At 37.3% G+C, this 23,979-nt stretch carries 26 protein-coding genes; 19 read left to right on the plus strand and 7 right to left on the minus strand.

The features are described 5' to 3' along the window. Positions 1–49 precede the first annotated feature (49 nt). Complete coding sequence (locus tag I6E80_RS04445) at positions 50–1,828, plus strand: sugar phosphorylase (RefSeq protein ID WP_197184909.1); 1,779 nt, start codon at positions 50–52, stop codon at positions 1,826–1,828. 104 nt (positions 1,829–1,932) lie between these two features. Here the strand turns inward: I6E80_RS04445 and I6E80_RS04450 are convergent, their stop codons facing one another. Both I6E80_RS04450 and I6E80_RS04455 read right to left on the minus strand, forming a co-directional pair. Further along, positions 1,933–4,773 (minus strand): TonB-dependent receptor, encoded by a 2,841-nt coding sequence (locus I6E80_RS04450; protein WP_197184910.1) that lies wholly within the window; start codon positions 4,771–4,773, stop codon positions 1,933–1,935. Positions 4,774–5,319: 546 nt separating this feature from the next. Then, the gene (locus I6E80_RS04455; protein WP_076926116.1) at positions 5,320–8,160 is read right to left on the minus strand and encodes a TonB-dependent siderophore receptor; all 2,841 of its coding nucleotides are present in this window, start codon (positions 8,158–8,160) and stop codon (positions 5,320–5,322) included. Positions 8,161–8,701: 541 nt separating this feature from the next. Between I6E80_RS04455 and I6E80_RS04460 the strand changes: the two genes are divergently transcribed. Then, positions 8,702–9,091, plus strand: a complete 390-nt coding sequence (locus I6E80_RS04460; RefSeq protein ID WP_197184911.1) for a cytochrome b562 — start codon at positions 8,702–8,704, stop codon at positions 9,089–9,091. Positions 9,092–9,174: 83 nt separating this feature from the next. Beyond that, positions 9,175–9,561 (plus strand): OsmC family protein, encoded by a 387-nt coding sequence (locus I6E80_RS04465; RefSeq protein WP_197184912.1) that lies wholly within the window; start codon positions 9,175–9,177, stop codon positions 9,559–9,561. Between the two features lie 62 nt (positions 9,562–9,623). On the opposite strand, the gene ykgO is transcribed toward I6E80_RS04465, so the two are convergent. Together ykgO and I6E80_RS04475 are read right to left on the minus strand one after the other, a co-directional pair. Then, positions 9,624–9,758, minus strand: coding sequence for a type B 50S ribosomal protein L36 (ykgO, locus tag I6E80_RS04470; protein WP_002958669.1), 135 nt, complete (start codon positions 9,756–9,758; stop codon positions 9,624–9,626). Beyond that, complete coding sequence (locus tag I6E80_RS04475) at positions 9,755–10,021, minus strand: type B 50S ribosomal protein L31 (RefSeq protein WP_024591730.1); 267 nt, start codon at positions 10,019–10,021, stop codon at positions 9,755–9,757. The genes ykgO and I6E80_RS04475 overlap by 4 nt, the downstream gene beginning before the upstream one ends. 241 nt (positions 10,022–10,262) lie before the next feature. On the opposite strand from I6E80_RS04475, the gene I6E80_RS04480 reads away from it, so the two are divergent. Together I6E80_RS04480 and I6E80_RS04485 are read left to right on the plus strand one after the other, a co-directional pair. Then, the gene (locus I6E80_RS04480; protein WP_007580861.1) at positions 10,263–10,532 is read left to right on the plus strand and encodes a hypothetical protein; all 270 of its coding nucleotides are present in this window, start codon (positions 10,263–10,265) and stop codon (positions 10,530–10,532) included. Positions 10,533–10,856: 324 nt separating this feature from the next. Then, on the plus strand, positions 10,857–11,819 hold the full coding sequence (locus I6E80_RS04485) for a sensor domain-containing diguanylate cyclase (RefSeq protein ID WP_197184913.1): 963 nt from the start codon (positions 10,857–10,859) through the stop codon (positions 11,817–11,819). A 74-nt stretch (positions 11,820–11,893) separates the two neighbouring features. On the opposite strand, the gene I6E80_RS04490 is transcribed toward I6E80_RS04485, so the two are convergent. Together I6E80_RS04490 and I6E80_RS04495 are read right to left on the minus strand one after the other, a co-directional pair. Next, positions 11,894–12,934, minus strand: coding sequence for a metal-dependent hydrolase (locus I6E80_RS04490; RefSeq protein ID WP_197184914.1), 1,041 nt, complete (start codon positions 12,932–12,934; stop codon positions 11,894–11,896). 107 nt (positions 12,935–13,041) lie between these two features. Beyond that, entirely contained in the window at positions 13,042–13,929 is an 888-nt protein-coding gene (locus I6E80_RS04495) for a LysR family transcriptional regulator (protein WP_165736384.1), read from the minus strand. Between the two features lie 116 nt (positions 13,930–14,045). Here I6E80_RS04495 and I6E80_RS04500 point away from each other — a divergent pair, with 116 nt between their 5' ends. The 9 genes from I6E80_RS04500 to I6E80_RS04540 all read left to right on the plus strand — a co-directional run bounded on the left by I6E80_RS04500 (position 14,046) and on the right by I6E80_RS04540 (position 20,100). Beyond that, positions 14,046–15,218 carry an MFS transporter gene (locus I6E80_RS04500; RefSeq protein WP_197184915.1) on the plus strand — a complete coding sequence of 391 codons (1,173 nt, stop codon included), beginning with the start codon at positions 14,046–14,048 and terminating at the stop codon, positions 15,216–15,218. 157 nt (positions 15,219–15,375) lie between these two features. Beyond that, on the plus strand, positions 15,376–16,191 hold the full coding sequence (gene dkgB, locus I6E80_RS04505) for a 2,5-didehydrogluconate reductase DkgB (RefSeq protein WP_076924781.1): 816 nt from the start codon (positions 15,376–15,378) through the stop codon (positions 16,189–16,191). 79 nt (positions 16,192–16,270) lie between these two features. Then, complete coding sequence (locus tag I6E80_RS04510; protein WP_002958660.1) at positions 16,271–16,558, plus strand: putative quinol monooxygenase; 288 nt, start codon at positions 16,271–16,273, stop codon at positions 16,556–16,558. A 337-nt stretch (positions 16,559–16,895) separates the two neighbouring features. Continuing rightward, positions 16,896–17,306 (plus strand): hypothetical protein, encoded by a 411-nt coding sequence (locus tag I6E80_RS04515; protein WP_024599900.1) that lies wholly within the window; start codon positions 16,896–16,898, stop codon positions 17,304–17,306. Between the two features lie 107 nt (positions 17,307–17,413). Next, positions 17,414–17,704 (plus strand): hypothetical protein, encoded by a 291-nt coding sequence (locus tag I6E80_RS04520; protein WP_024599901.1) that lies wholly within the window; start codon positions 17,414–17,416, stop codon positions 17,702–17,704. 98 nt (positions 17,705–17,802) lie between these two features. Next, positions 17,803–18,024, plus strand: coding sequence for a hypothetical protein (locus I6E80_RS04525; RefSeq protein WP_197184916.1), 222 nt, complete (start codon positions 17,803–17,805; stop codon positions 18,022–18,024). Between the two features lie 97 nt (positions 18,025–18,121). Next, a complete protein-coding gene (locus I6E80_RS04530) occupies positions 18,122–18,466 on the plus strand; it encodes a hypothetical protein (RefSeq protein ID WP_197184917.1) in 345 nt (114 codons plus the stop codon). A 326-nt stretch (positions 18,467–18,792) separates the two neighbouring features. Beyond that, on the plus strand, positions 18,793–19,197 hold the full coding sequence (locus tag I6E80_RS04535) for a hypothetical protein (RefSeq protein WP_076924779.1): 405 nt from the start codon (positions 18,793–18,795) through the stop codon (positions 19,195–19,197). 138 nt (positions 19,198–19,335) lie between these two features. Beyond that, positions 19,336–20,100, plus strand: a complete 765-nt coding sequence (locus tag I6E80_RS04540; RefSeq protein WP_197184918.1) for a 2-keto-4-pentenoate hydratase — start codon at positions 19,336–19,338, stop codon at positions 20,098–20,100. 8 nt (positions 20,101–20,108) lie between these two features. Here I6E80_RS04540 and I6E80_RS04545 read toward each other — a convergent pair whose 3' ends face one another. Further along, entirely contained in the window at positions 20,109–20,762 is a 654-nt protein-coding gene (locus tag I6E80_RS04545; RefSeq protein WP_024606143.1) for a DUF6058 family natural product biosynthesis protein, read from the minus strand. Positions 20,763–20,933: 171 nt separating this feature from the next. On the opposite strand from I6E80_RS04545, the gene dapA reads away from it, so the two are divergent. The 5 genes from dapA to I6E80_RS04570 all read left to right on the plus strand — a co-directional run bounded on the left by dapA (position 20,934) and on the right by I6E80_RS04570 (position 23,979). Further along, the gene (gene dapA / locus I6E80_RS04550) at positions 20,934–21,851 is read left to right on the plus strand and encodes a 4-hydroxy-tetrahydrodipicolinate synthase (RefSeq protein WP_024599906.1); all 918 of its coding nucleotides are present in this window, start codon (positions 20,934–20,936) and stop codon (positions 21,849–21,851) included. Positions 21,852–21,969: 118 nt separating this feature from the next. Beyond that, positions 21,970–22,683 carry a beta-ketoacyl synthase chain length factor gene (locus I6E80_RS04555; RefSeq protein WP_197184919.1) on the plus strand — a complete coding sequence of 238 codons (714 nt, stop codon included), beginning with the start codon at positions 21,970–21,972 and terminating at the stop codon, positions 22,681–22,683. Next, the gene (locus tag I6E80_RS04560; protein ID WP_197184962.1) at positions 22,676–23,458 is read left to right on the plus strand and encodes a 1-acyl-sn-glycerol-3-phosphate acyltransferase; all 783 of its coding nucleotides are present in this window, start codon (positions 22,676–22,678) and stop codon (positions 23,456–23,458) included. Before I6E80_RS04555 ends, I6E80_RS04560 begins: the two co-directional genes overlap by 8 nt. Continuing rightward, positions 23,455–23,712, plus strand: a complete 258-nt coding sequence (locus I6E80_RS04565) for a phosphopantetheine-binding protein (protein ID WP_002958649.1) — start codon at positions 23,455–23,457, stop codon at positions 23,710–23,712. The genes I6E80_RS04560 and I6E80_RS04565 overlap by 4 nt, the downstream gene beginning before the upstream one ends. Before the next feature lie 21 nt (positions 23,713–23,733). Next, entirely contained in the window at positions 23,734–23,979 is a 246-nt protein-coding gene (locus I6E80_RS04570) for an acyl carrier protein (RefSeq protein WP_002958648.1), read from the plus strand.

The raw sequence follows: 23,979 nt of genomic DNA on the forward strand, positions 1-23,979 counted from the left end.
CGCAGGTTAACTAGCCTATAAGTCTAAACAATAAATATTAGGGGCGCATGTGATTTCAGTTAGCGAATTATTTTTACAACGAGTAGAGCAACATCTTCATATTATTTATGAGGGTGTTGAGCTGCCTTTATCGGTTACTGAGCTTGCTCAGCAACTTATTAAAATTATATTAGGTAGCAATGCACTGCGCGACCCTACACCCCATACAAATCGATGGGATGAACAAGATATAGTATTGATTGCCTATGGCGACTCAATTATTAAACACGATGATAGTGAATTTGCAGTATCAAGCCCAATAGAAGCGCCGCTTAAAACGCTACACAGGTTTATAAAAGAGCAATGTGATATGCAGCTTAATGCACTGCATATATTGCCATTTTACCCGTACAGCTCAGACGAAGGCTTTGCCGTAATGAACTACGTGCAAGTGAATGAGTCGTTAGGTGATTGGGGTGATATTCAAAACATCGCTAAAGACGTAAAGCTAATGGCAGATTTAGTTATTAACCATTGCTCAAGCAGAAGCGTATGGTTTGAGAACTTCTTAAACGATTTACACCCGGGTAAAGACTACTTTAAAACGGCGAGCTTAACGGATGATTTAAGCCAAGTTGTGCGCCCGAGAACCTCATCGTTATTAAATACTGTAACAACGCCAAGCGGCGAAAAGCACGTGTGGTGTACGTTTAGTCACGATCAGGTCGATTTTGATTTTGGTAATCCCGATGTACTTAAAGAGTTTGTGGGAATAATTCGTCATTATTTAGACAATGGTGTACGTTTGTTTAGACTCGATGCGGTTGCATTTTTGTGGAAACAGCTTAATACAAGCTGCATTAACTTACCGCAAACACATGAAGCCGTAAGGCTAATGCGAACACTTATTGAGCACGCAGAGCCTAGCGTAGTTATTATTACCGAAACTAATATTCCAAACCAAGAAAACCTATCGTACTTTGGTAACGCCAATGAAGCGCACAGTATTTATAACTTTGCACTGCCACCGTTATTGCTACATACATTATTAAGTGGTGATAGTGCAGCGCTTAAACATTGGATGATGAGTATGCCGCCTGCGCAAAATGGTACGGCATACTTTAACTTTATAGCCTCGCACGATGGAATAGGGCTCAGGCCAATTGAAGGTTTATTACAACCTAGCGAAGTGGCGTCATTAGTAAGTACCACTATGCAGTTTGGTGGTCGTGTATCTATGCGTACCAGTAACGATGGCACACATACACCATACGAGCTAAATATTGCTTTATTTGATGCAATGCAAGGGACGCACAATGGCCCCGATAAGTTTGGCCTTGAGCGATTTATGTGTGCTCATGCAATTATGTTTGCACTTGAAGGTATCCCAGGGCTTTATATTCATAGTTTGTTGGGTACAACTAACGATTACGACCGATTTGAAAATTCACAGCATAACCGTGCTATAAATCGCCATCGTTGGCAAGAGTCAAAGCTATTAGCTGCAATTAGTGAAAAGTATAGTCATCATCATAAAGTGTTTAACGGCATAAAAAGCTTATTGGCAGTACGTAAAAAGCAGGGTGCTTTTCATCCTAACGCAACGCAATTTACTTTGCATTTAGCGGGTGGGTTGTTTGGTTTTTGGAGACAAAGTATAGACCGTCGCCAAAGCATATTTTGTGTTTATAACATTAGCGATAAACCACAAACGCTCACATTGGCAGACTTAAACTTAATTAACACCCAAAAGTGGTTTGATTTAGTGGCAGATAAAACGATTGAAGAAAGCCAATTAACAATAGAGCTAGAACCATATCAAAGCGTGTGGCTGAGTAATATTAAATAAGGCGCAATAATACCAATCCTCAAAATTGATCACTTAATTAAGCGGATTTATATAAAAAGGCTCGCACTGCGAGCCTTTAATTTAATTAATAACGTTGTTACTAATTATAAGCTGTAGCTTAAGTTAATGTAGCCAAAACGGCCAATGTTATCGTAACTTGCGCTACCCGCGCTTGTACCACGTGAACCGTACGGAAGTTTACGGTTAAATACGTTATCAACACCTACTTTAACGCCTAAACCGCTATCGAAGTTATAACCGACTGTCATATCGGTAATAAAGTATTTACCGTAAGACATTTGATTACTTGGGTTCGGGTTATTTTCAAGCTCAACATTTGTATATAAATCTACTTCACTTAAAAAGCGTGTTTCAACTGTTGAGAAAAAGTTATCCATAACATAACTTACAGATAAGTTAGTTTGCCACTTAGCTTCACCTGTAGTACCTGCGTATTCAATGTAATTACTAGGGTCGTCTTGGAACGGGTAATCTTTACGTTCAATTAAGTAAGTACCAATTAAGCGTGTTTTAAAGCTACCTTCAAGCGCGTCAAAATCGTAACCTAGTTCAAAATCTATTCCTGATGCTTTTTGGCCAGCAACATTTAATACAGAGTTTTGAATTAAAGTAATTTCACCATTAGCATTACGTGTAATTAAGTTACAGTACTGATTGTTTATACCTGTTGCGCTATCCACACAGCGATCAAGAATGTCTTGCGCGTTAATTGTGTCAATTGCATCTTCAAGTTCAATTTCCCAGTAATCAATAGTAAGTAGCGCGTTTTCTAAAAACTCTGGTTGGTAAACAATGCCTACAGTTGTACTTGTTGACTCTTCGCCTTTTACATCGCGGTTACCACTGCTTAAACCATCTAAAGAGGCTGAATCGTAATCTGAATTAAAGTCACTCGCTACGCCTAATGCGGCACAGTTTGCAGTACGTGTTGCAGCGTTTGATAAGTCACCTAAGTTTTCAGCGCGACACGGGTCGTCTACATTGTAGAAAGTTTGACTCGGGGCACCAAATACTTCACTAATGTTAGGTGCACGAAGTGCTGCAGACTGAGTTACACGTACACGTAGCTCATCATTTACAGTCCAATCAAGGCCAAGTTTCCAGCTAGTTGCTTCGCCAATCGTACTGTAATCAGCATGACGTACTGCAGTATCAAACACTAAATCTTGAATAAGCGGTAAATCAGTTAAAATTGGCATTGTCGCTTCAAAAAATACTTCGCGAACATTAAACGAACCTTTATCTTCGCCCAGCGCGTTAAAGAAAGTACCTTCTGCGTTATCTGGCTCTTTTGTTTCGCTTTCTTCTTTACGGTACTCAGCACCAAATGCAACACCAACATAGCCCGCTGGTAATTCAAAAATAGCGCCATTAGCAAGTGAACCAGAAACAACCGTTTGCTTAATAGTTGATGTGCCAACAGATACCGTATTAATGTAATCAATGGCTTGTTGAGATGGTGCGCCAAAACCCATAATATTTACAGGAACACAGCCGTCAGCTTGTGCTGCAGCGCTACGACATACTACGTTACCATTTGTATCTTCAACGGCATCAAGTGCATTAAAGTAATTTGCTACAATCATGTTAGCGCCATTTTCGCGCTCTAGATCAGTTTGGCCGTATACTATTGAGGTATCTAATTCCCAATCATCAAATACTGTGCCTTTTAAGCCAGTAACAAAGCGCGTTGTTTCACGGGTATTGTTTTCAATGCGGCGGCCTAGATCGGTCATCATGCGGTTAACCATGATCGAATCAACACCTTCCTCTTCCATACGTGTTTTAATGGCTGGGTCTAGGTAAGGGTTGTCGATTTTGATGCTGTTTTCATCGTCAAAGAAGAAAAACGCAGGTTGACCTATGCTTTCGCCTTGGCTGTTTACATATTTAGCATCAAAGTAAACGTTTAAGTCGTCGGTAACATCGTAGTTAACTTTAAAGTTTACGTTGTAACGCTCAAACTCAGGTTGAATTTCTTCAAATTGGCCTAAGTTAAAAGAGTCACAGTTAGCACACGACAAGCCATCTACGTTATTACCTATGTATAAATCACGGGCGCTGCTATCAAGGTTAAAACTATTAGTAAACCCATCTTCAAGCGCATAAACACCGGCGTTATTAATAGCGTAATAACCAGCATTAGGTGTTAAGATTTTATCAGGGAAAGCTGCGCTATCTTTGTTTGCTTCTGTTTGGGCTTGATTACGTAAACTACTAAACGAAGTGCTAGTCCATGGGTGGTCAAGTGCGTTTAATGAATCTTGGGCCGAGTACTCAATAGCAAAAGCTGCATTACCACGATCGTTATCAAAGTTAGAGCCATATGAAAAAGTTGCTTTTTCGTTGTTGTAGCTGCTTAAATCGGCAAAACCACGTGTAACACTAAAGTCCATGCCTTCAATGTTGTCTTTTAATATAAAGTTTACAACACCTGTTACCGCATCAGCACCGTATACAGCCGATGCACCACCCGTAATTATCTCTACACGTTCAACCCATACGCTTGGAATAGTGTTGGTATCTACAGATTGAGAACCTGCAGAGCTTGATACATGACGCTTACCATTTACAAGTACCAAAGTACGATCTGTACCCATGTTACGTAAATCAAGAATATTTAAACCCGCAGTACCAATAAAACGGCCTGAGTTAGCCATAGAATATGTATTGCCAAGTGCAGGTAAGTTATTTAGCGCTTCACCAATGTTTACTGCGCCAGTGTTCATTAGCTGCTCGCCACTGATAACTGTAACAGGTGCAGGCGCAATAGCACCTTCACGTAAAATACGTGAACCCGTTACTTCAACACGTTCAATTTTTGTTGCTTGCTCATCTTGTGCAAGCACAGAATTACTTGCTGTTGCAGCAGCAGTAATTAATGCACATTTAATGCTAGTAGAAAGTAAGTTATGACGTTTCATTTGATTCCCAGAGAACATTTTATAGTAATTAAATACAATGTAGTTTTATCCAAATACAGTGTGTGTTTGGATAAATCCCTATAACTTTTTTATGAGGGCGGCGATTATTGCACGGTAAAACTAGTAATAGAAGAGAGGTATCTAGATGGATTTTAATAAGTTAATCCTGTATCAATTTTTATAAAGTACATTTTATTGCATTTTTAACACTAATGTTTTTTGATTATTTGCTACAAATTTGTAATTAAGAAGGGTTGTTATTTTTTATATATACTTCTCATTATCATTTAGTGTTTTTTGTTTTCATTGGCGTGTTAATAATGAACTTTTTAGGGGGGTTATCATTACTTTTTAGGTAAGTGCTATTTAGTTAAAAAACTTTAAAAGAACACTTATTAATCTTTAATGTTTTATTTGTGTGATTTTTTGTTTTTATAAAGTGATTTTAAATACGTATCTTTTGTTACTAATAAATCTAAAATGAGTAAATTTCATCTTTAAAAAGTAAAAAGGCCCAATTAAGGGCCTTTATATTAACAATTAAACTTACATGCTATATGAAAAAGTAATGTAGCCAAAACGTCCAATATTGTCGTAGCTAGCGCTTCCGCTTCCATCACCGCGCGTGCCATAAGGTAGTTCACGATTGAATAGGTTATCAACGCCCACTTTTAAGCCAACACCATTGTCAAAGTTATAACCAACTGTCATATCAGTAATTATGTATGTACCAAAAGTAGTTAAACTATTTGGGTTAGGGTTATCGCTTAAATCTTGATCTGTGTATAAGCTTACTTCTTCGATATAACGAGTGCTTAAAGATGTGTATAAGTTCTCGTAGCTGTACTCGATATTTAAGTTAGCTTGCCATTGCGCTTCACCTGTAACGCCTGCATATTCAATGTAGTCGCTTGGCTCATCTTGGAATGGAAACTCTTTACGCTCAATCAAATATGTACCAATAAAGCGGGTTTTAAAGCTACCTTCAAGTGCATCAAAGTCGTAACCTAACTCAAAGTCAACACCAGATGCTTCTTGACCTGACACATTAAGTACTGAGTTTTGAATTAACGAAATCTCACTGTTTGCATCACGTGTAATAAGGCTACAATATTGATTCGAAATACCTGAGCCGCTATCAACACAACGATCTAGGATATCTTGTGCACTGATAGTTGAGATTGCATCTTCAAGCTCAATCTTCCAGTAATCGATAGTTAGTGTTGCGTTTTCAATAAACTCTGGTTGGTACACTAGACCAATAGTCGTACTTGTAGACTCTTCACCTTTTACATCACGGTTACCACTTTGTAAACCTTCAAGTGTTTGTGAATCATAGTCAGAATCAAAACCTTCTGGCACACCTAATGCAGCACAGTTGGCACGGCGTGTACTACTGTTTTGTAAATCATTTAAGTTATCAGCTTGACAAGGATCGTCGACACTGTAGAAAGTTTGGCTCGGTGCACCAAAAATCTCACCAATATTTGGCGCTCTTAGCGCTTCTGATTGTGTTAAACGAAAACGAAGTTCATCGTTTAGAGTCCAATCAAGCCCTAATTTCCAGCTAGTTGCATCGCCAATTGTGCTGTAATCAGCGTAACGTACAGCAGCATCTAAGACTAAGTCTTGAACAAATGGCATATCAGAAAGTAGTGGAATTGATACTTCTGTAAAAATTTCACTTACATCAAAGTCGCCTTTGTCTTCACCAAGTGCATTAAAGAATGTGCCTTCAGCATTATTTGGTTCTTTTGTTTCACTTTCTTCTTTACGGTACTCAACACCAAAAGCCACACCTACATAACCTGCAGGTAATTCAAATAATCCACCATTGGCCAAAGAAGCAGATACTACAGTTTGAGTGATTTCAGATGTACCTGTAGAAACTGTATTAATGTAGTCAATTGCTTCATCACTTGGCGCACCAAAGCCCATAATATTTACAGGAACACAGCCTTCAGCTTGTGCTGCTTCACTTCTACACACAATGTTACCATTGCCATCATCTACCGCATCAAGTGCGTTAGAGTAATTTTCAAGAATCATATTAGCGCCATTAACGCGCTCTAATTCTGTTTTACCACGTACAATGGATGCATCTAAATCCCAATCATTAAATACCGTACCTTTAAGGCCAGCTACAAATCGAGTAGTTTCGCGCGTATTGTTTTCAATGCGGCGACCTAAATCAGTCATCATGCGAAGTACATTTATTGATTCAACACCAGCTTCTTCCATAAGCGTCTTAACGCTAGAATCCAAGAATGCGTTGTCTATTTGTATTGTATTACGAGGGTCGCCAAAGAAAAACGCAGGTTGCCCAATGCTTTCGCCTTCGCTGTTAACATATTTAGCTTCAAAATATGCATTAATATCTTCAGTTACATCATAGTTAACTTTAAAGTTTACGTTGTAACGCTCAAATTTTGGTTGTATCTCGTCAAACTGGGCTAGGTTAAACGAATCACAATCTGCACATAGAAGACCGTCAACATTATCACCGGTATAAATATCACGTTGAGAGCCATCAGCATTAAATGTATTTACATAACCACTACCTAAGTTAAATACACCTGCGTTATTAATTGCGTAGTAACCAGCATTTGATGTATAAATTTTATCTGGGAAATTTGGGTCGTCTTTATTAGAATCGTTTTGGGCTTGGTTACGTAGACTTGAGTATGAACCGTCAGTCCAAGGGTGATCTAACGCATTTAAAGAGTCTTGAGCTGAGTATTCAACTGCAAATGCAGCATTACCACGGCCATCATCAAAGTTCTTACCATATGAAAAGGTTGCCTTTTCATTGTTGTAATCACTTAAATCTGAAACGCCTTTAGTTACAGTAAAGTCTAAACCTTCAATATTATCTTTTAAAATAAAGTTAACAACACCTGTTACAGCATCAGCACCATAAACAGCAGAAGCACCACCGGTTACAATTTCTACACGTTCAACCCATACACTTGGAATAGTATTAGTATCTACAGATTGAGAGCCCGCTGAGCTAGATACATGGCGTTTACCATTTACAAGTACAAGCGTACGGTCAGTACCCATGTTACGCAAATCAAGAATATTTAAACCTGCAGTACCGATAAAGCGGCCCGAGTTTGCTAAAGAGTAGGTATTACCTAATGCAGGCAGTTTATTTAGAGCTTCACCAATATTTACTGCACCGGTATTAAGTAATTGCTCGCCTGTAATTACAGTTACAGGTGCTGGAGCAATTGCACCTACTCGGCTGATTTTTGAACCAGTTACTTCAACTCGTTCTATTTTGGTATCCTTAGCATCTGCTGCAATAGCAGTATGTGACAAACCAATTGCACTTAAACAAAGAGCTGTTTTTATGCCGCGTGAGAGTTGGTTATAAGATTTCATGTTATCCCCTAGATAAATTATTTATTTTTTTAGTACTTAAGCGCAATATAAAGTTCATTTTAGCAATTATTTATATACAAAATTTACATTGCGTACCCAGATTTAACACTTGCAGGGTTTTAGGCAATTAATTTTCGTTGAACCCACAAAAAAAGAGGGTGGGCTGCTTGTTAAAATATAATTAAAACAATGGTTTAAAGTGTTTCTATTAACTTTTGTTTTGTGTAATTAGCAACGTTATTTTATTGTTTTGTTTTTTAGTTGTTTATATTCAATAGTATATATACCTGTCGGTTTTAATTGCATTTTCATTATTGTGATTTATGAAATAGAATTCTTTTCTGTTAACTTGTGAAGTCTGTTTGTCACCTAAGTGTTGTCAGGTAATTTATCTTTATATATTCAAAGATTAAGTTCTGTATTTCACTACTATTGAATAGTGTAAAGGGGCTTTACACTTAGTTCGCAAGACTTTGAGTAGCAAGTTACTTTTTCTATTTTAATTGATACAATTATCACTCTTTTATTTATAGGGTCTTGTATGAAGAGTTTCTTTTTAATTATGGCGTTACTATTTAGCTCATTGGTTATAGCTGAGGAATCTGTCGATCTTGAAGTAAATATGAAAAATACAGGCCTTGCATATAAACAAGCGGTGCAGGCAACTCAACTTAGTGAATTTAATACTGCGATTGATGAATTTATAAAGCTGGTTAAAGTGAGTAAAACAGGTAAGTTTTACAAAAAACCAGAACAGTCATTGCAGGGCCTTGATAAAGTGATTGCTCAAGCTGAACTTGCAAAAAAAGCAGCAAACGAGCTGGGGCTAAGTGCGGCAAAAGAACCACTGAAAAATATAGATAATTTACGTAAAAAATATCATGAGTTACACGAGCCTCCAGGGTTCTTTGAATTACTGTTCGGTTCATAAACCTAAACTATATGTATCTTTAGTAGCTACTTTTAAGCTAATTTCGTTAAAGGTATCTGCAGCAATAAATATAAGGAAACACAATGGAAATTTCAGTTTCAATGTTAGAAGGCCAAAAGCAAAGCGCTAAATTTGGCGACCTAGAAGTAATAAGCGATCAAAGTGTAAACGCTGGTGGCACTGCTGAGCATCCAGAACCGTTTGATTATTTTTTAGTAAGTATGGTTTTATGTGCAGGTTTTTATGCGCGTAAGTTTTGCGAGCAGCGTGATATTTCAACGCAAGGTATGACGCTTACTCAAAATAACGAAAATGTAGATGACAACGGTAAAAAGCTATTTTCAATTGAGATTAACTTACCAGAAGGCTTCCCTGATAAATATAAAAAGGCGCTTATTGCAGCCGTTAATACCTGTACGGTAAAAAAAGTAATTCAGGCAGTGCCAGAGTTTTCAGTAGTGGTAAAATAGTCCCCCTAAATTAGGTAGCTTAAGCAAGCTACCTAATTATATGTTGAGCATCCCCGTTTAACTTATTTCTTTTTCATTCCTTGTACTGCTTTAAAGCGTGGGTTGTTTTTACAAATTACAAATACGCGACCTTTGCGTTTTACAATTTGACACCCCGGACGTTGCTTAGCACTTTTAAGAGAGCTTAATACTTTCATACCTTTTCCTTTTTAACAGTCGATAAACTTTTAAAACGACGATTAAACTGCGCAACGCGGCCATCTGTAGCGGTTGTTTTTTGCTTGCCTGTATAAAATGGGTGCGAGTCACTTGATACATCAATAGGTACGTATGGATATGTATTACCGTCTATTTCTATTGTGCGGCTCGTTTTTATGGTTGAGCCAATAATAAAGTAAGAATCGGCAGCGGTATCGTGAAAAGCAACCACGTGGTAATCAGGATGAATATTTGGTTTCATAATACGCCTCAATAAATGATATGTGATAATGTATCATTCGAATTTAACGTATTTATTTTCCCAATGCAAATTATTTAAATGTTCCTCAAAAAGGCCGTAATTGCTGGCTATTTGCGCAAACAAATCAAAAAATAAGCACTTGAATCAAAAATGCTGGCTATTGGCGTTTAGGCTGTTATAACTATATTTAAGAGTTAAAACGTTAACAAATACGGTTATAAAGTTATTACAGAGGTTATGTATGAGTGACGCAACACAACAACAAGAACAAATTGATCAAGGGGTGATGGAAACCCTAAGAGAGCGCGACCACAGTACCTTGGCGCAACAAGTAAATCCTTTAACCTGCAACCACAATGATATTGTAGAGTTACTAGCAAGGTATATGGCACTAAGCGAGCAAGAAGATGATGAGCTGTTTGATGATTGGTTTGATAACCTAACTAAAGAGCAACATACTGTTTTAAAAGTATTTGAAGTTTACCGTGGACAATATGAGCACCAAAATTAAAGTGTTTATTTTTGTAAGTATGCCAAATCCAGTGGTTATTTAAATAAAACTAAATAGCCACTACTACTTTTTCATTAAAGAGTAGCTATGTTGTATCAACTACTAATCCCACCTGTTTAAATCATAATTTTTTGCGGATTGAATCTTACCTTTATTTAGGCACGACTTACTGATATTTATAAATATTTATTGCTATTTTTAGGTAATGTTCTAATTTGAATAGACAGACTGTTTATAGTTTAGATAAGTTTATTGGATTATATAGTCGAAAATATTCGCTCCAGTTTCGTAATTTATAAAACATTTAAAATTAATAGAGCTTTAATGATTAAACCTGAGATTCCAAATAACGAAGCTGAGCGATTACACGCGCTTAGAGCATTAAAAATTCTAGATACGTCGCATGAAGAGCGATTTGATCGTGTTACTCGTATTGCCAAGCGTATGTTTAATGTTTCTATTTCATTGGTTACTTTGATTGACGAAGACCGCCAGTGGTTTAAATCAAGGCAGGGGCTTGATGCGCCTGAACTTCCTCGCGAAACCTCATTTTGTGGCCACACCATAAATCAAGACGAATTATTAATAATCCCAGATACAGCCAAAGACGAAAGGTTTTTTGATAACCCCTTTGTTATAGGCGATCCTAAGGTACGCTTTTATGCAGGTTTTCCTTTAAAATTAAGGGAAGGAGTCATTATAGGCACTTTGTGCCTTGCTGATAGTAAACCTAGACAACTAAATGATGAAGAAAAACAATTGCTAAGAGATTTAGGCACGTTAGTCGAGCGAGAAATTCAATCAATTCAACTAGCGACAATTGATGAGTTAACAAGAATCTCTAATCGACGTGGCTTTTTAAACCTTGCCGAACATACGCTAAATGTATGTAGGCGAAACAAAGTATCAATGTCGTTTATATTGTTTGATCTCAATAAGTTTAAACAAATTAATGATATTTATGGACACCACGAAGGTGATTTTGTATTAAATAAATTTGCACAAATCATGCTTAGTTCATTTCGTGATTGTGAAGTAATAGGTCGACTTGGCGGAGATGAATTTGTAGCGATGTTAAGCGACTCAGACGAAACAAAAGCAGAGTTTGTTTTACAAAGGTTTGCGCAAGCAATTGCGCATGCTAATAATACCTTAAATAAGCCATACAAAATTGATTACAGTGTAGGAGTAACACACTTTAAGCACGATACAGGTAAATCGGTTGAGGATATGATTCAAGATGCTGATGTTGCAATGTATCAGCAAAAAAAGCAGCAATCACTTTAGTAAGCTATTTAGTTTAATTGCTGCTTGAACTTCATTTAACTTCCTCATGCTGGTACGAATCTTATAATATGCCGTTATTCACTATTGCAGCCATTTTTTGCAGCAGGTAATGCTAAAGACACATTTGGTTGCCAAATTCTGTTCCATATTTTATGAAGATTGTTTAAGTTTGGTCTTTGACTTATTTTTTCAAAGTTACCAATGCTCACTTCTGAATCATTTTTTTGACCCACTACAAAATTAAACACATAGTTGCACTCCATACCCATACGTAAATCAGAAAGAACAATATTGCTTTGCTGTTGGCGCACCGAATAAAACCCTTTAGTAAACCACTGCAAGCGTTTTATAGCCCATTCATCGCTAATATTATTTAACAGTGAAGGCGTTGTTTGATAAGCCGTTAATGTAACATCGCTGGGCGCGTCAAATACTGATGCATAACCTTCGTAGTATTGTCCGTCAGACATTACAACAATACGCCATAGCAAAGTGGTTAGCGGTGCAGGCGTACTAACATAGGCATTTACTGGTATTTGCCTGTTGTTGAGTGCAGTATTTACTTTGTCATCAATATTTACTTTTAAAATTAAAGCGCAGAATAAATACAGGCTACTTAAAACTAAGGCGGCTGCATTTATACGATAAGCCGTTGTTGCTTTTATTTTGGGTATTAGTGTACATATTACGCCAATTAATAAAGGAAGCGTGTAAGCGGGGTCAATAATAAACACACTAGAAACCGCAAAGGGGTACTCAGTAAAAGGCCAGAGTAGTTGTGTACCGTATACAGTTAGGCTGTCTAATAGGGCATGTGTAGATAAGCTTAAAAATACTAGCCAAAACCAGCGCACTTTATAAGTTTGCATTCCCGCGTGTACTTTTAATATTAGCCATACAATGAGCGGGCTAATTAATAAATGTATTAATAACGAATGGCTAAAGCCACGGTGGTAAGTAAATGCTTCTACAGAGCCGCCATAAGGCAAAAATACATCTAAATCAGGGAGAGTGCCTAAAATGGCACCCCATAAAACAGCTTTTCGACCTACTTTATTGCCTAATACCGCATAACCTACAGCACTGCCTAATGCTACCTGCGTTAAAGAATCCATTTTAATTAATACCTTTAATTACTGCTTTTGTTATTTATACTTTTTTATTATTAAAAAGCGTCAAAAAATCATTTGAAATATTTAATAAGCATATTAATACCCAGAATTTATAAACTAAGCCTAGGCTTTATAAAATCTAAAAACGCCGTAATGCGAGACGATATCGCACTGTTTTTATAATACACGGCTTGTATAATTTCTCGGTTATTAGGTGAGCTAATTGCAGTGGGTAACACTTCAACTAATTTACCTGTTTTTAGGTCATTGCCAATCATAAAGTGAGAAAGTAGCGCAATGCCTTGGTTTGCAATGCACAGCTGGCGCACTGTTTCACCGCTGCTTGCGCTAAGAGAAAACGTAAATAAAGCGGGTTTTACTAGCGGCCAGGTGTTTAATTTAGGGGAGTCACTAAAACCAATTAACTTATGATTTTGTAAGTCATCAATTTGCGCAATTGCTTTGTTATTATTTATATATTCTGGGCTGGCTACAATACGCAACTGGCTGCTGCCAAGTCTACGAGCATGTAAGTTTGAGTCTTTTAAATCACCAATGCGTATGGCTAAATCGGTTTTATGTTCAAGTAAATCAATAATGCTGTCGTGCGAGGTTATATCAAGCGTTATGTGTGGGTATTGCTTAGCAAATTCACCAATTAAAGGCGTAAGTTGGTGCAATACAAAAGGGCTTGCCGCATCTATTCTCAGCTTGCCACTTGGCGCTTGTTTTAAAAGCTTTATGGCTTCTTCACCGGTATAAAGCGTATTTAACCCTTCGCGCGCATATTTTATAAAAGTATGGCCTTCTTCGGTAAGCTCTAATCGGCGTGTTGTTCTGTTTAGCAACGTACATTGCAATGTATTTTCTAGGCGTGATACCGCTCGCGACACTTTAGCCACCTGTTGATCGAGCAAATTAGCCGCTCCCGAAAAGCTTCCGCAATCTACTACCGTTATAAACGTTTCTAAATCTTCAGTTTTTGAATGAACAGCCATAAGTATACCAACACCATCTTTGCATTATTAACAAAAGTATTTTGTCACTAATACTATTTTTTGCAAACGATATTTTAGCCAAACTACATTCTTCAAATATTAATGAGGATATAACTATGCCATTGGCTTTGTGGGCGCTTACCTTAAGCGCATTTGCAATAGGAACAACTGAGTTTGTAATAGTGGGATTAGTACCCACCATTGCAAACGATTTAGGCGTAAGCCTACCTTCAGCGGGTTTGCTTGTAAGTTTATATGCGGTTGGCGTTGCTATTGGTGCACCGGTGCTAACAGCTTTAACGGGTCGTTGGAATCGTAAAGTGGTATTAATAAGCTTAATGGGCTTGTTTGTTTTGGGTAACTTACTTGCTTGGCAAGCGCCAAGCTACGAAACATTAATACTTGCGCGCATTTTAACGGGGCTTGCCCATGGTGTGTTTTTCTCAATCGGATCGATGATTGCCACAAGCTTAGTAAGCAAAGACAAAGAAGCCAGTGCAATTGCCATTATGTTTACCGGGCTTACTGTAGCACTAGTAACTGGTGTGCCATTAGGTACATGGATTGGCCAACACTTTGGTTGGCGTGCAACGTTTTTAGTTGTGTCGGTATTAGGTTTAATTGCATTAATCGGCAGCTCTATTTTAGTGCCAAAAAACTTAAAACAATCAATACCTGCGACGTTTAAAGAGCAACTACAAGTAATCGTAAAACCGCGTTTATTACTCGTATATTTAATGACGATATTGGGCTATGGCGGCACGTTTACAGCGTTTACTTATTTAGCACCTATTTTAGAGCAACAAACAGGTTTTGCGCCTTCGGCTATTGCCTTGATAATGCTTGTTTACGGTGTATCGGTAGCAATAGGTAATATTTGGGGTGGAAAGTTGGCCGACAAACGCGGCCCAATTAGCGCACTGAGTATTATATTCAGCGCTTTGAGTGTTATTTTACTGATATTTACCTTTACGATGGAATCAAAAATTGCCGCTGTACTTACTATTTTAGTCTGGGGCGCATTTGCTTTTGGTAATGTGCCAGGCTTGCAACTTTATGTAGTAAAGCAAGCACAAAAGCACACGCCCAATGCAGTAGATGTTGCATCAGGCTTAAACATAGCCGCATTTAATATTGGTATTGCACTTGGATCAATTATTGGTGGTAGCGTAGTAGAAAATATGACCCTACAAGATACAGCATGGGTAGGCGCCGTTATCTCTGTTTTAGCACTTGGTGTTACACGTTACAGCGCTATGCTTGATAAACGTGAAATTCAGCAAGCGTAAACTATCCTCTGCTAAGGTTGAAACTAAAATTAATGACCTCATACCTGTTATGAGGTCATTAATTTTTAAGTGACAGTTGTAATAAGAAGTAAAAGGTGTATTTCGTAAAGCTTTAAAAGAGCTTGTTTTTAACCGATTATTTTATAAGGATAGAGCCATGACACAACGTGTAATTGAAATGCCAGATTTAGGGATGGGAACATTCCGTTTAGAGGGCGACACTGCCTATAACTCAGTAAAAATGGCGCTCGAAGTTGGGTTTCGCCATATTGATACCGCACAAATTTATGGCAACGAAGAGCAAGTAGGCCAAGCCATAAAAGATAGTAATATTCCGCGCAGTGAAATATTCTTAACTACCAAAGTGTGGAATAACAAATTAAATAAAAGTGACTTTATCCCAAGCGTTAAAAAGTCACTTGAAAAGCTACAAGTTGATTCGGTCGACTTACTGTTAATTCATTGGCCATCGCCTGCTAACGACGAGCCAATGAGTGAATACCTTACTGAATTACTAAAAGCTAAGCAGCTTGGTTTAACTAAACACATTGGTGTATCAAACTTCACCATTGCAAATTTAAACTTGGCTCAGCAAACGCTCGACTCGCGTGAAATATTTACCAATCAGGTTGAGGTTCACCCGTACTTAACTAATACTAAATTGCGTGCATTCTGTGCTCAGCACGATATACACGTAACGGCGTATATGCCATTTGTAGTAGGTAAAGTACTTAAAGATCAAACCATTATCGACATTGCTAAAAAGCACGATGCAAGTCCGGCACAAGTTGTTCTAGCGTGGGTAAACGCTAATGGTATGACGACAATTCCATCATCAACTAAGCGTAAAAACTTAGAAGATAACTTTAACGATCACGTTAAATTAGATGATGAAGACATAGCCCGTATTGATGGTCTAGATTGCGGCGACCGCCAAGCAACACCAGAATTTGCGCCGCAGTGGGATCAGTAAACTTACCTCAAACGCAAAGTTAAACTAAATATTCTAAGGTGTAGATTATCTACACCTTAACTTTTAAAAAGGAATACACATGTTAACGGTTATAGCTGCACTTTCGTGCAAGAATATTGATGCAGATGTCATGCTTACAGCACTTGAAAACTTACAAAAGTCATCGCGCCAAGAAGTAGGGTGCTTACGTTATGAATTATCGGTAAAAAGTGATGATGAACATACAGACTATGTAGTTAGCGAACAATGGGCGTCTGATGAGCACTTTGAAGCGCATAAAAACGAGCCACACTTTAAAGCGTTTGGTACGCAAGTTACTGGGCTTTTGACCAATAGTAGTATTGATGTATATAAATCAATAGGTTAAATTCTTTTTATAGTGCCTATTATTGTATGTATTAAAATACTTAGCTAAATTACATATTGTAAAGTAAATACCCAAACAGGTGCTGTTAACTTACATCACCTTTTATTCTTACACTCCAACTTACCTAAATGCTAAACTTCCCCAATATATTAATGAAACCTATTAGGACTCTTTTTTGTTAATGTGTAGGCGACGAAATCAAAAGAGGTTTAAATCTTTATTAAAAGTCGTTTTGGTATAACAACCCACCCAAATAAAGAACACATTTAATTTGTTGTTTACATTGAAGTTCTCTGGTGTAAATATAGAAAGATGTAATTTAAGGCATTAAGCATATATGTTCGACTTGAATAGTTTGAAAGGAAAAGTTCTTATAGCTGTTTCATCAAGTCATATTCACGAAAAAGTTCACCAGGCATGGCAAGATAAGAGTAATGAAGGTTTTTTGATTTGCTATGAAATAACCTTAGAATTTGAAGATGGCAAAACTTATTTAATTAAACCGTGTGAAGTTGACGCTATTGGTTATTACCCAAGTTTAGGATTGAGTATAGAACCTGTAGAAAGAATTGAATTATTGTACCCTTTTAATATTTCAAAACTGCCGAGCCGAATATGCGACATTGTTGAAAGTGATCATTTAGGCGAAGACGTAGTAAATCAATTTACACTAACTTTTAATGATGGAAAAAATTTTGTTATCAGACATGTTTACCCACCTATGACGATGGGAATTAGAGTAGGGTAAATCTTAGGTAGTAATTTAACTATAAGCCTGGTAGTTGTTAATAGGCTCCTTACTTCTGCATATTTTAACTAACCACTTTCTATTATGAGACGTAAGGTATACGTGACATGTTTGATGAATTCAGATATATCTTGTCAAAAATTGAAGTTAAAGAACACGTTGAATGGGGAGCATCAATTGAATTAATTGATTACGATCACAAGGATTATATTGAAGACGTATTGTGTGAAAAGTTCGGTCTTGAATATGAATTCAGTTCTAATAAAGATATTACGGGAGGATATGTTCTATACTTCTGTAAAAGTGCAACTTTTGATCAAGTCAAAAATGCAGTTGCAAAGATAAATAACTACCATGAATTACAAAGCAGAGAATTCAAGGTAGCACCGTATAAGTAATTAAGGCGAGAAGGGAGGTTAGCCGCTGGCAATTTTCGTCCTTCAGTACTCACCTATTTTACAGCTGAGTTAATTAAACTAATAATGGAGACATGGGTATGGAAATTAATAAATCTAATCAATCTATTCTTATTTTTGTAATTCCTTTATTAACTGCGTATTTCGGATCAAAAGTTATATTTCACTTATTTGCTTTTGAGTATCTTGTGTTTACAGATACTTTTGACATTCTAAAGCTACTCATTGATATTAGTGTATTTGGAGTGTTGTTCTATGTTAGTTCACTGGGCGTTGGTTATGTCATCAGAGCTAAAACATAAGTTTTTTTAATCATTAGCTGGTGAATTGCTAGCTGAAAAATCATAGCCAATAAAACCTTAATAGCTTTAAGCTGTAGCAATTTATATGGAAATAATAATGAAAAAATTAATCGCAATTATAGCGTTGTTAGGCTTTGGTTCATTTGCACAAGCAAATGATAGTTTTGTAGTTAATGCCAAATTTTATGATAATAAAAACCTAATTGGCTCACCTGTTTTAGAAGTCAATTCAAATGAAGAGGCATCAGTTTCAGTTGATAATTCGTATAGTTTTGCTCTTACAGTAACGCCAATTGATGATTCTACTGTTAGTCTAGCAACTGACCTGAAGCTAGGTGGAAAGCACATGGCTCCCTCTTTAGTTGTTGAACTAGGCAAAGAAGCAAGTATCAACATTGATGGTAAAGAGCTTTCGGTTGTAGTAAGTAAATCAAGCAGTTAATAAGTTAATAAGTTAATAAGTTAATAAGTTAATAAGTTAAAAATTAGGAATGTAATTAATGAGAAACTCAAGAAATGAGATAGTAAAATACGGAGTATCCTTCGGTACGGCCTTAGCAATTGCTATTTCATGGAGTGCTAATGAGTCTGTGTTATGGGCTATTTTGCACGGTTTTTTATCTTGGTTTTATGTTATTTGGCATGTAATTACGCGATAAGTGTTTTCGCGGGTGCACAGATTGATTATGTAGGCTGCGGTCAATGTTAATAGTCGAGCAATTACCATTTAAAACAATTAAGCTAAAAATACAAAAGGAATAATTAATAATGAAAGGCGCTGGTGGAAGCTCTGGTGGTATTGGGCATTTTTTTATTGGTTTAATTATGATGTGCGGTGGCTTTTATATGCTGCTAAACGCAATTTCGGTAACCTCTAATTTTGGACTAAGTTCAAGCATTTATAGTGTTAATGCTTTAGGTGGCTTTGGCGTTACAGGCGGCATGGTTATGATCCCATTTATTTTTGGTGTGGGTCTGATTTTTTATAATTCTAAAAATATTTTAGGCTGGGTGCTATCTCTTGGCTCGTTAACCGCACTCATATTTGGCGTTATATCGAGTGTTCGATTTAGTATGCGAACTATGACGTCGTTTGATTTGATTGTTATTATAATTTTAGCGTTTGGCGGCTTAGGGCTGTTTTTACGATCGCTCAAATCTATTGATACTTAAATAATTACCACGCTTTGTTTTAAATACAATTTTAATTATAGGCATTTAACATGATGTTCTAATGCTTAAGCTAATACATTAATAATGTAATCCTTCCTATTTACTGCTTAACCAGTAACGTATTTTAAAGAGATTTATGTGAACAACTCAATACAGCTAAAACTAATTGCTACTCACTTATTAGCACAAAGAGAAGAAAACCCAGCGCGTTCAAACTTTCCTAAAGAGTTAGTACTAGACTCGACTGATGATGCGATAGAAGTCCAAAAACTGATGATTTATTTAAATGATCAAACTGTATATGGCTGGAAGTGTATGCTGCCTTTAGATGATGGCTCAATTATATTAGCGCCTCTTTTACATGCACCTATAAAACAAGCTGAAAATTGCCCACTGTATACAACAAATAACAAAGCGCTGATAGAACCAGAAATTGCATTTATTTTACAAAGCGATTTACCAAGTAATAATACTTATACAAATGAAGATGTAGATACTGCATTTGCCAGCGCCCATTTAGCACTTGAGCTTATTCAAAAAAGGTTTGATGAAGTCACTCCAAGTACTCACATTGAAAAGCTGGCCGATGGTCTATCTAACCAAGGTGTATATTTAGGCCCACAAATAGATAAGGCCAAAGCGTATAACGCAACTACTGTAAATATTAACGTTAAGCAAACTGAGCTGGAGCTAAACTTGGCGGGTGTGCATCCTGCAGAACTTGCGCAGCTTCCACTTTATTGGGCGGTTAATTACTTATCAGCAAAGGGAATTAATTTAAAAACTGGGCAAGTGTTTATAACAGGCTCTTATTGTGGTGTTGTTGAGCTTAATACAGATCAGTTAACCACGGTTAGTTACGAAGACTTAGGTGCTTTTAGCGCCACGTTTTTATCAAAGTAAATTTAGCGTTACTTAATAGATAAATCATATTTTAAAATAAGCGCATCTATGTAACGGGTGCGCAAAGTGTGTTGTTTTTCATGATCGGCGCCATGCCCTAACGCTTTGTTTAAAAGCTTCATGGCGGGGTGTAGTTGTGCTCTTTCTTCTTGGTTTAAACTCGCTTTACTGCGCAGTTCTGTAATGTCGTCAACTAATAGTCTGCCAATATCTACCGAGACTATTTCGTCTATTAAACCATTCTGAGTAAGTACACCGTACTTACTGCATAAAAACTGTTGCCAAATTTGCTGTAAGTGCTCGTCTATTTCACAGCCAAATAGCTCTTCGCTAAACGCAAATCCTTGCTGAGCGAGCTTAGTTAGGCTTGCAGTATATTGCTGTGCAAAATAATTAAAAGCGTGGCTTGATGATTCTATTTTTTGTTTTAAAAGACCCAGCCCCCAATTAACACAGCCGCGCGGGTAATAGTCGTCATACTCTTCGCATTCATACAAGCCTGAATATGAGCTGCAGCTAAGTTGGCTTTTAATACAGTAACTTGGTTTTGGGAAAACACTTCGCTCTTGCCAAGCTAAAAGTGTATCTGCATCTATATTTAATGCTTGGCACAGTTCATCGGTGTTATAAAAATGAGTTGCTAAGTAGTCAGATAAACGCATAAAGCCTCTGGTATCGTTAAAAATAAAATACTGTTTATATATACAGCTATTCATTTTGTATTACCAAACTTAATAATACAAGAGATTTTATAATTAAATGTAGGCTTACACCTCCAAAAGTACCCGCAATTATGTTACAAATAGCGCAAGTTTTATAAATAATGATTTTTTATGCGCACCCTAGAGAAAATTAAACAAGCAAGCCTTATTACAGCTATTAAAACGCCATACTTAGCAAACGGTGAAATAGATCTCGCAAAGTACGATGAACTCGTAGAAATACAAATTGCAGCGGGCGTTGATGGCATTGTAGTCGGTGGCACAACAGGCGAAGGCCAGTTAATGAACTGGGAAGAGCATTTAATGCTTATAGCGCACAGTGCAAACAAGTATGGCGACAAACTGGTTATTGTTGGTAATACCGGTAGTAACAACACCCGTGAAGCTATTAAAGCAACTAAGTATGGCTTTGCCAGCGGTATGGATGCAGCACTGCAAATTAACCCGTACTACGGGCGTACGTCAATTGCGGGTGTTAAAGAGCACTTTAAGCGTGTGTTAGATATTGGACCTGCCTTTATTTACAACGTAGCAGGGCGCACAGGTCAAGACCTAACACCTGATATTATTGAGCCACTGGCACAGCACGAGCATTTTATTGGTGTTAAAGAGTGTGGCGGCAATGAACGCATAGCCCATTATGAGCAGCAAGGTATTGCATGTTGGTCGGGTAACGATGACGAAAGCCATGATGCGCGCCACACACATAAAGCGCACGGTGTTATTTCGGTTACATCTAACCTTATTCCTGGTTTGTTCCGTCAGTTAATGGATACTAAAAATGATGAGTTAAATACCTCATTACAACCATTAATGAACTGGTTGTTCTGCGAGCCAAATCCGATTGCTATTAATACCGCCATGATGATGACAGGTGCAGTAAACCCCGTATTTAGATTACCGTACTTACCGCTTAGTGATGAGCAGCAAGCTCAAGGCGAAGTGTTAATTAATGAGTTAAATAATAACGATGTTGTTGGCGGTACAGCTAAGTGTTTAAAGCAGAATGATATAGCTCTACTTTCATAATAATATGAGCAGGCACTGAACAACTCGTTAGTTCAGTGCCTTTTGTTAATGATTATTTACTTCTATTGCTAAAATCGGTAAAATTCCCTCCCTTATATCTTATAAAATATGCAGAGCTGTGAAATTTGTTGTTGAAGAACTCGCTATATGGATAAAGCCCGAACAGCGACAAATAAAAGAGAGTAATTGGTTTGATTCCTCTGTATTAAATCTTAGTTGGGTACCTGCTATGCAGCGACGCCGAATGACTTCCTTTATCAAAATGGCACTCTTTAGTGCTCATCAAGTAAGTACTCAAGGTAACTACGTTAATTTACCGAGTGTTTTTTCTTCTCGCCACGGGGATTTTCACAAAACGTCCAACTTACTTGTTGATGTAGTTAATGATCAGCCACTGTCGCCCACTGGTTTTGGGTTAAGTGTGCATAATGCCGCATCGGGACTTTTTGGGATAATACAGGGTAATACAAGTGCTACAAATGCTATTGCTGCAGGAGCCGAAAGCTTTATTTATGCACTAATAGATGGCTTTGTAAGACTTGCTGATAACGATCAGCAACACATGTTAATAGTTCATACGGATGAGACTCTCCCCGATATTTACGCTCAGTATGCCGATGAACAGCAAATAGCACACTCAATTGGCTTAATAATTAGAGCGCCGCAAAAAGGCGAACCGCATTTTAGTTTAAACAAAGTATTTAACTCGGGCGTGGGGGAAAGCGACTTACCAATGAGTATTCAATGCGCTAAAGCTTTGCATGAGCGCAGCAATACATTACTTGTTCATAATACGCTTGAGCACGATTGGCAGCTTACATACCATGCTTAAAAATGCACAAAGGTTATGTGGATTGGTTTGGCGGATTATTGCTACTGCATTTTGCTTCTCAGTTTTTGGGATTGGTGGTTTAGTATTAGCTTTTATTATTTTTCCTGCTCAGCGCGTATTTCAAAGTGACTCAGTTAAGCAAAAAATCAAGGCTCGAAAAACAGTACATTACAGCTTTAAGTTATTTGTTGGTTTAATGCATTTAACGGGCGTTATTCGATTTCATGTTGAAGATAAAGCAAAAATTGAAGGCTTAAAAGGGCAGCTACTATTGGCAAACCATCCTTCTTTGATTGATGTTGTTGTTTTAATTTCGGTAGTAAAAAATGCTGATTGCGTAGTAAAGGCGCATTTATTTAAAAATCCTTTTATGCGCGGCGTTATTAAAAGCACCGGCTACATAAGTAATGACGATCCACAGGAGCTATTACGAGAGTGTGAGCGCAGTTTGCAAAAGGGTAATAACTTAATTGTATTTCCTGAAGGTACACGGACAGAGCCTCACAAAACATTAAAGTTTAAGCGGGGCGCTGCAAATATTGCAATTAGATGTCATGCGCCCATTACTACTTTTTTAATTAAAATGAAACCAAACACTTTAACCAAAGGTACACCTTGGTATAAGGTCGCGCCATATCAAGCGCATTTTACAATGAGGCTCGCAAGCCAGCAGTTTAATTGTGCAGCGTACGACAACGATATGCCTGCGATGCAATCACGCCAATTGACTAAAGATTTACAACATTACTTTACACAAGAGCTAAAAAATATATGAGCGAATTAAAAGAACAAATAAAACAACTGATTATCTCAAGCCTTGATCTTGAAGACATGACCACTGCTGACATTCAAGATGATGACGCTTTATTTGTAGATGGCCTAGGGCTAGACAGCATAGATGCATTAGAGCTTGGCCTTGCGATAAAAAAACAATTTGATGTGAAAATAGATGCAAACTCAGAGCAAACTAAAGCGCACTTTGCCTCAGTTAATTCTTTAGCAAAATTTATTGAACAAGCACGTTCTTAATATATAAAAGTAGGAAGAAAGATGAAAACCGCTGCTGAAATTTATGATGTATTACACGGCATTTTAGAGAACGAATTTGAAATAGACCCAGAAGATATTAGCTTAGAGGCTAACCTGTACCAAGATCTTGATTTAGACAGCATTGATGCAGTTGACTTAGTTGTGAAATTAAGAGAAATCACAGGTAAAAAAATTGAGCCAGATGCCTTTAAGCTCGTGCGCACAGTGCAAGACATAGTTACCGAAATAGAAAAGTTAGTTAACTAA

The sequence above is a fragment of the Pseudoalteromonas sp. NSLLW218 genome, assembly GCF_015864775.1.
GTDB lineage: Bacteria > Pseudomonadota > Gammaproteobacteria > Enterobacterales > Alteromonadaceae > Pseudoalteromonas.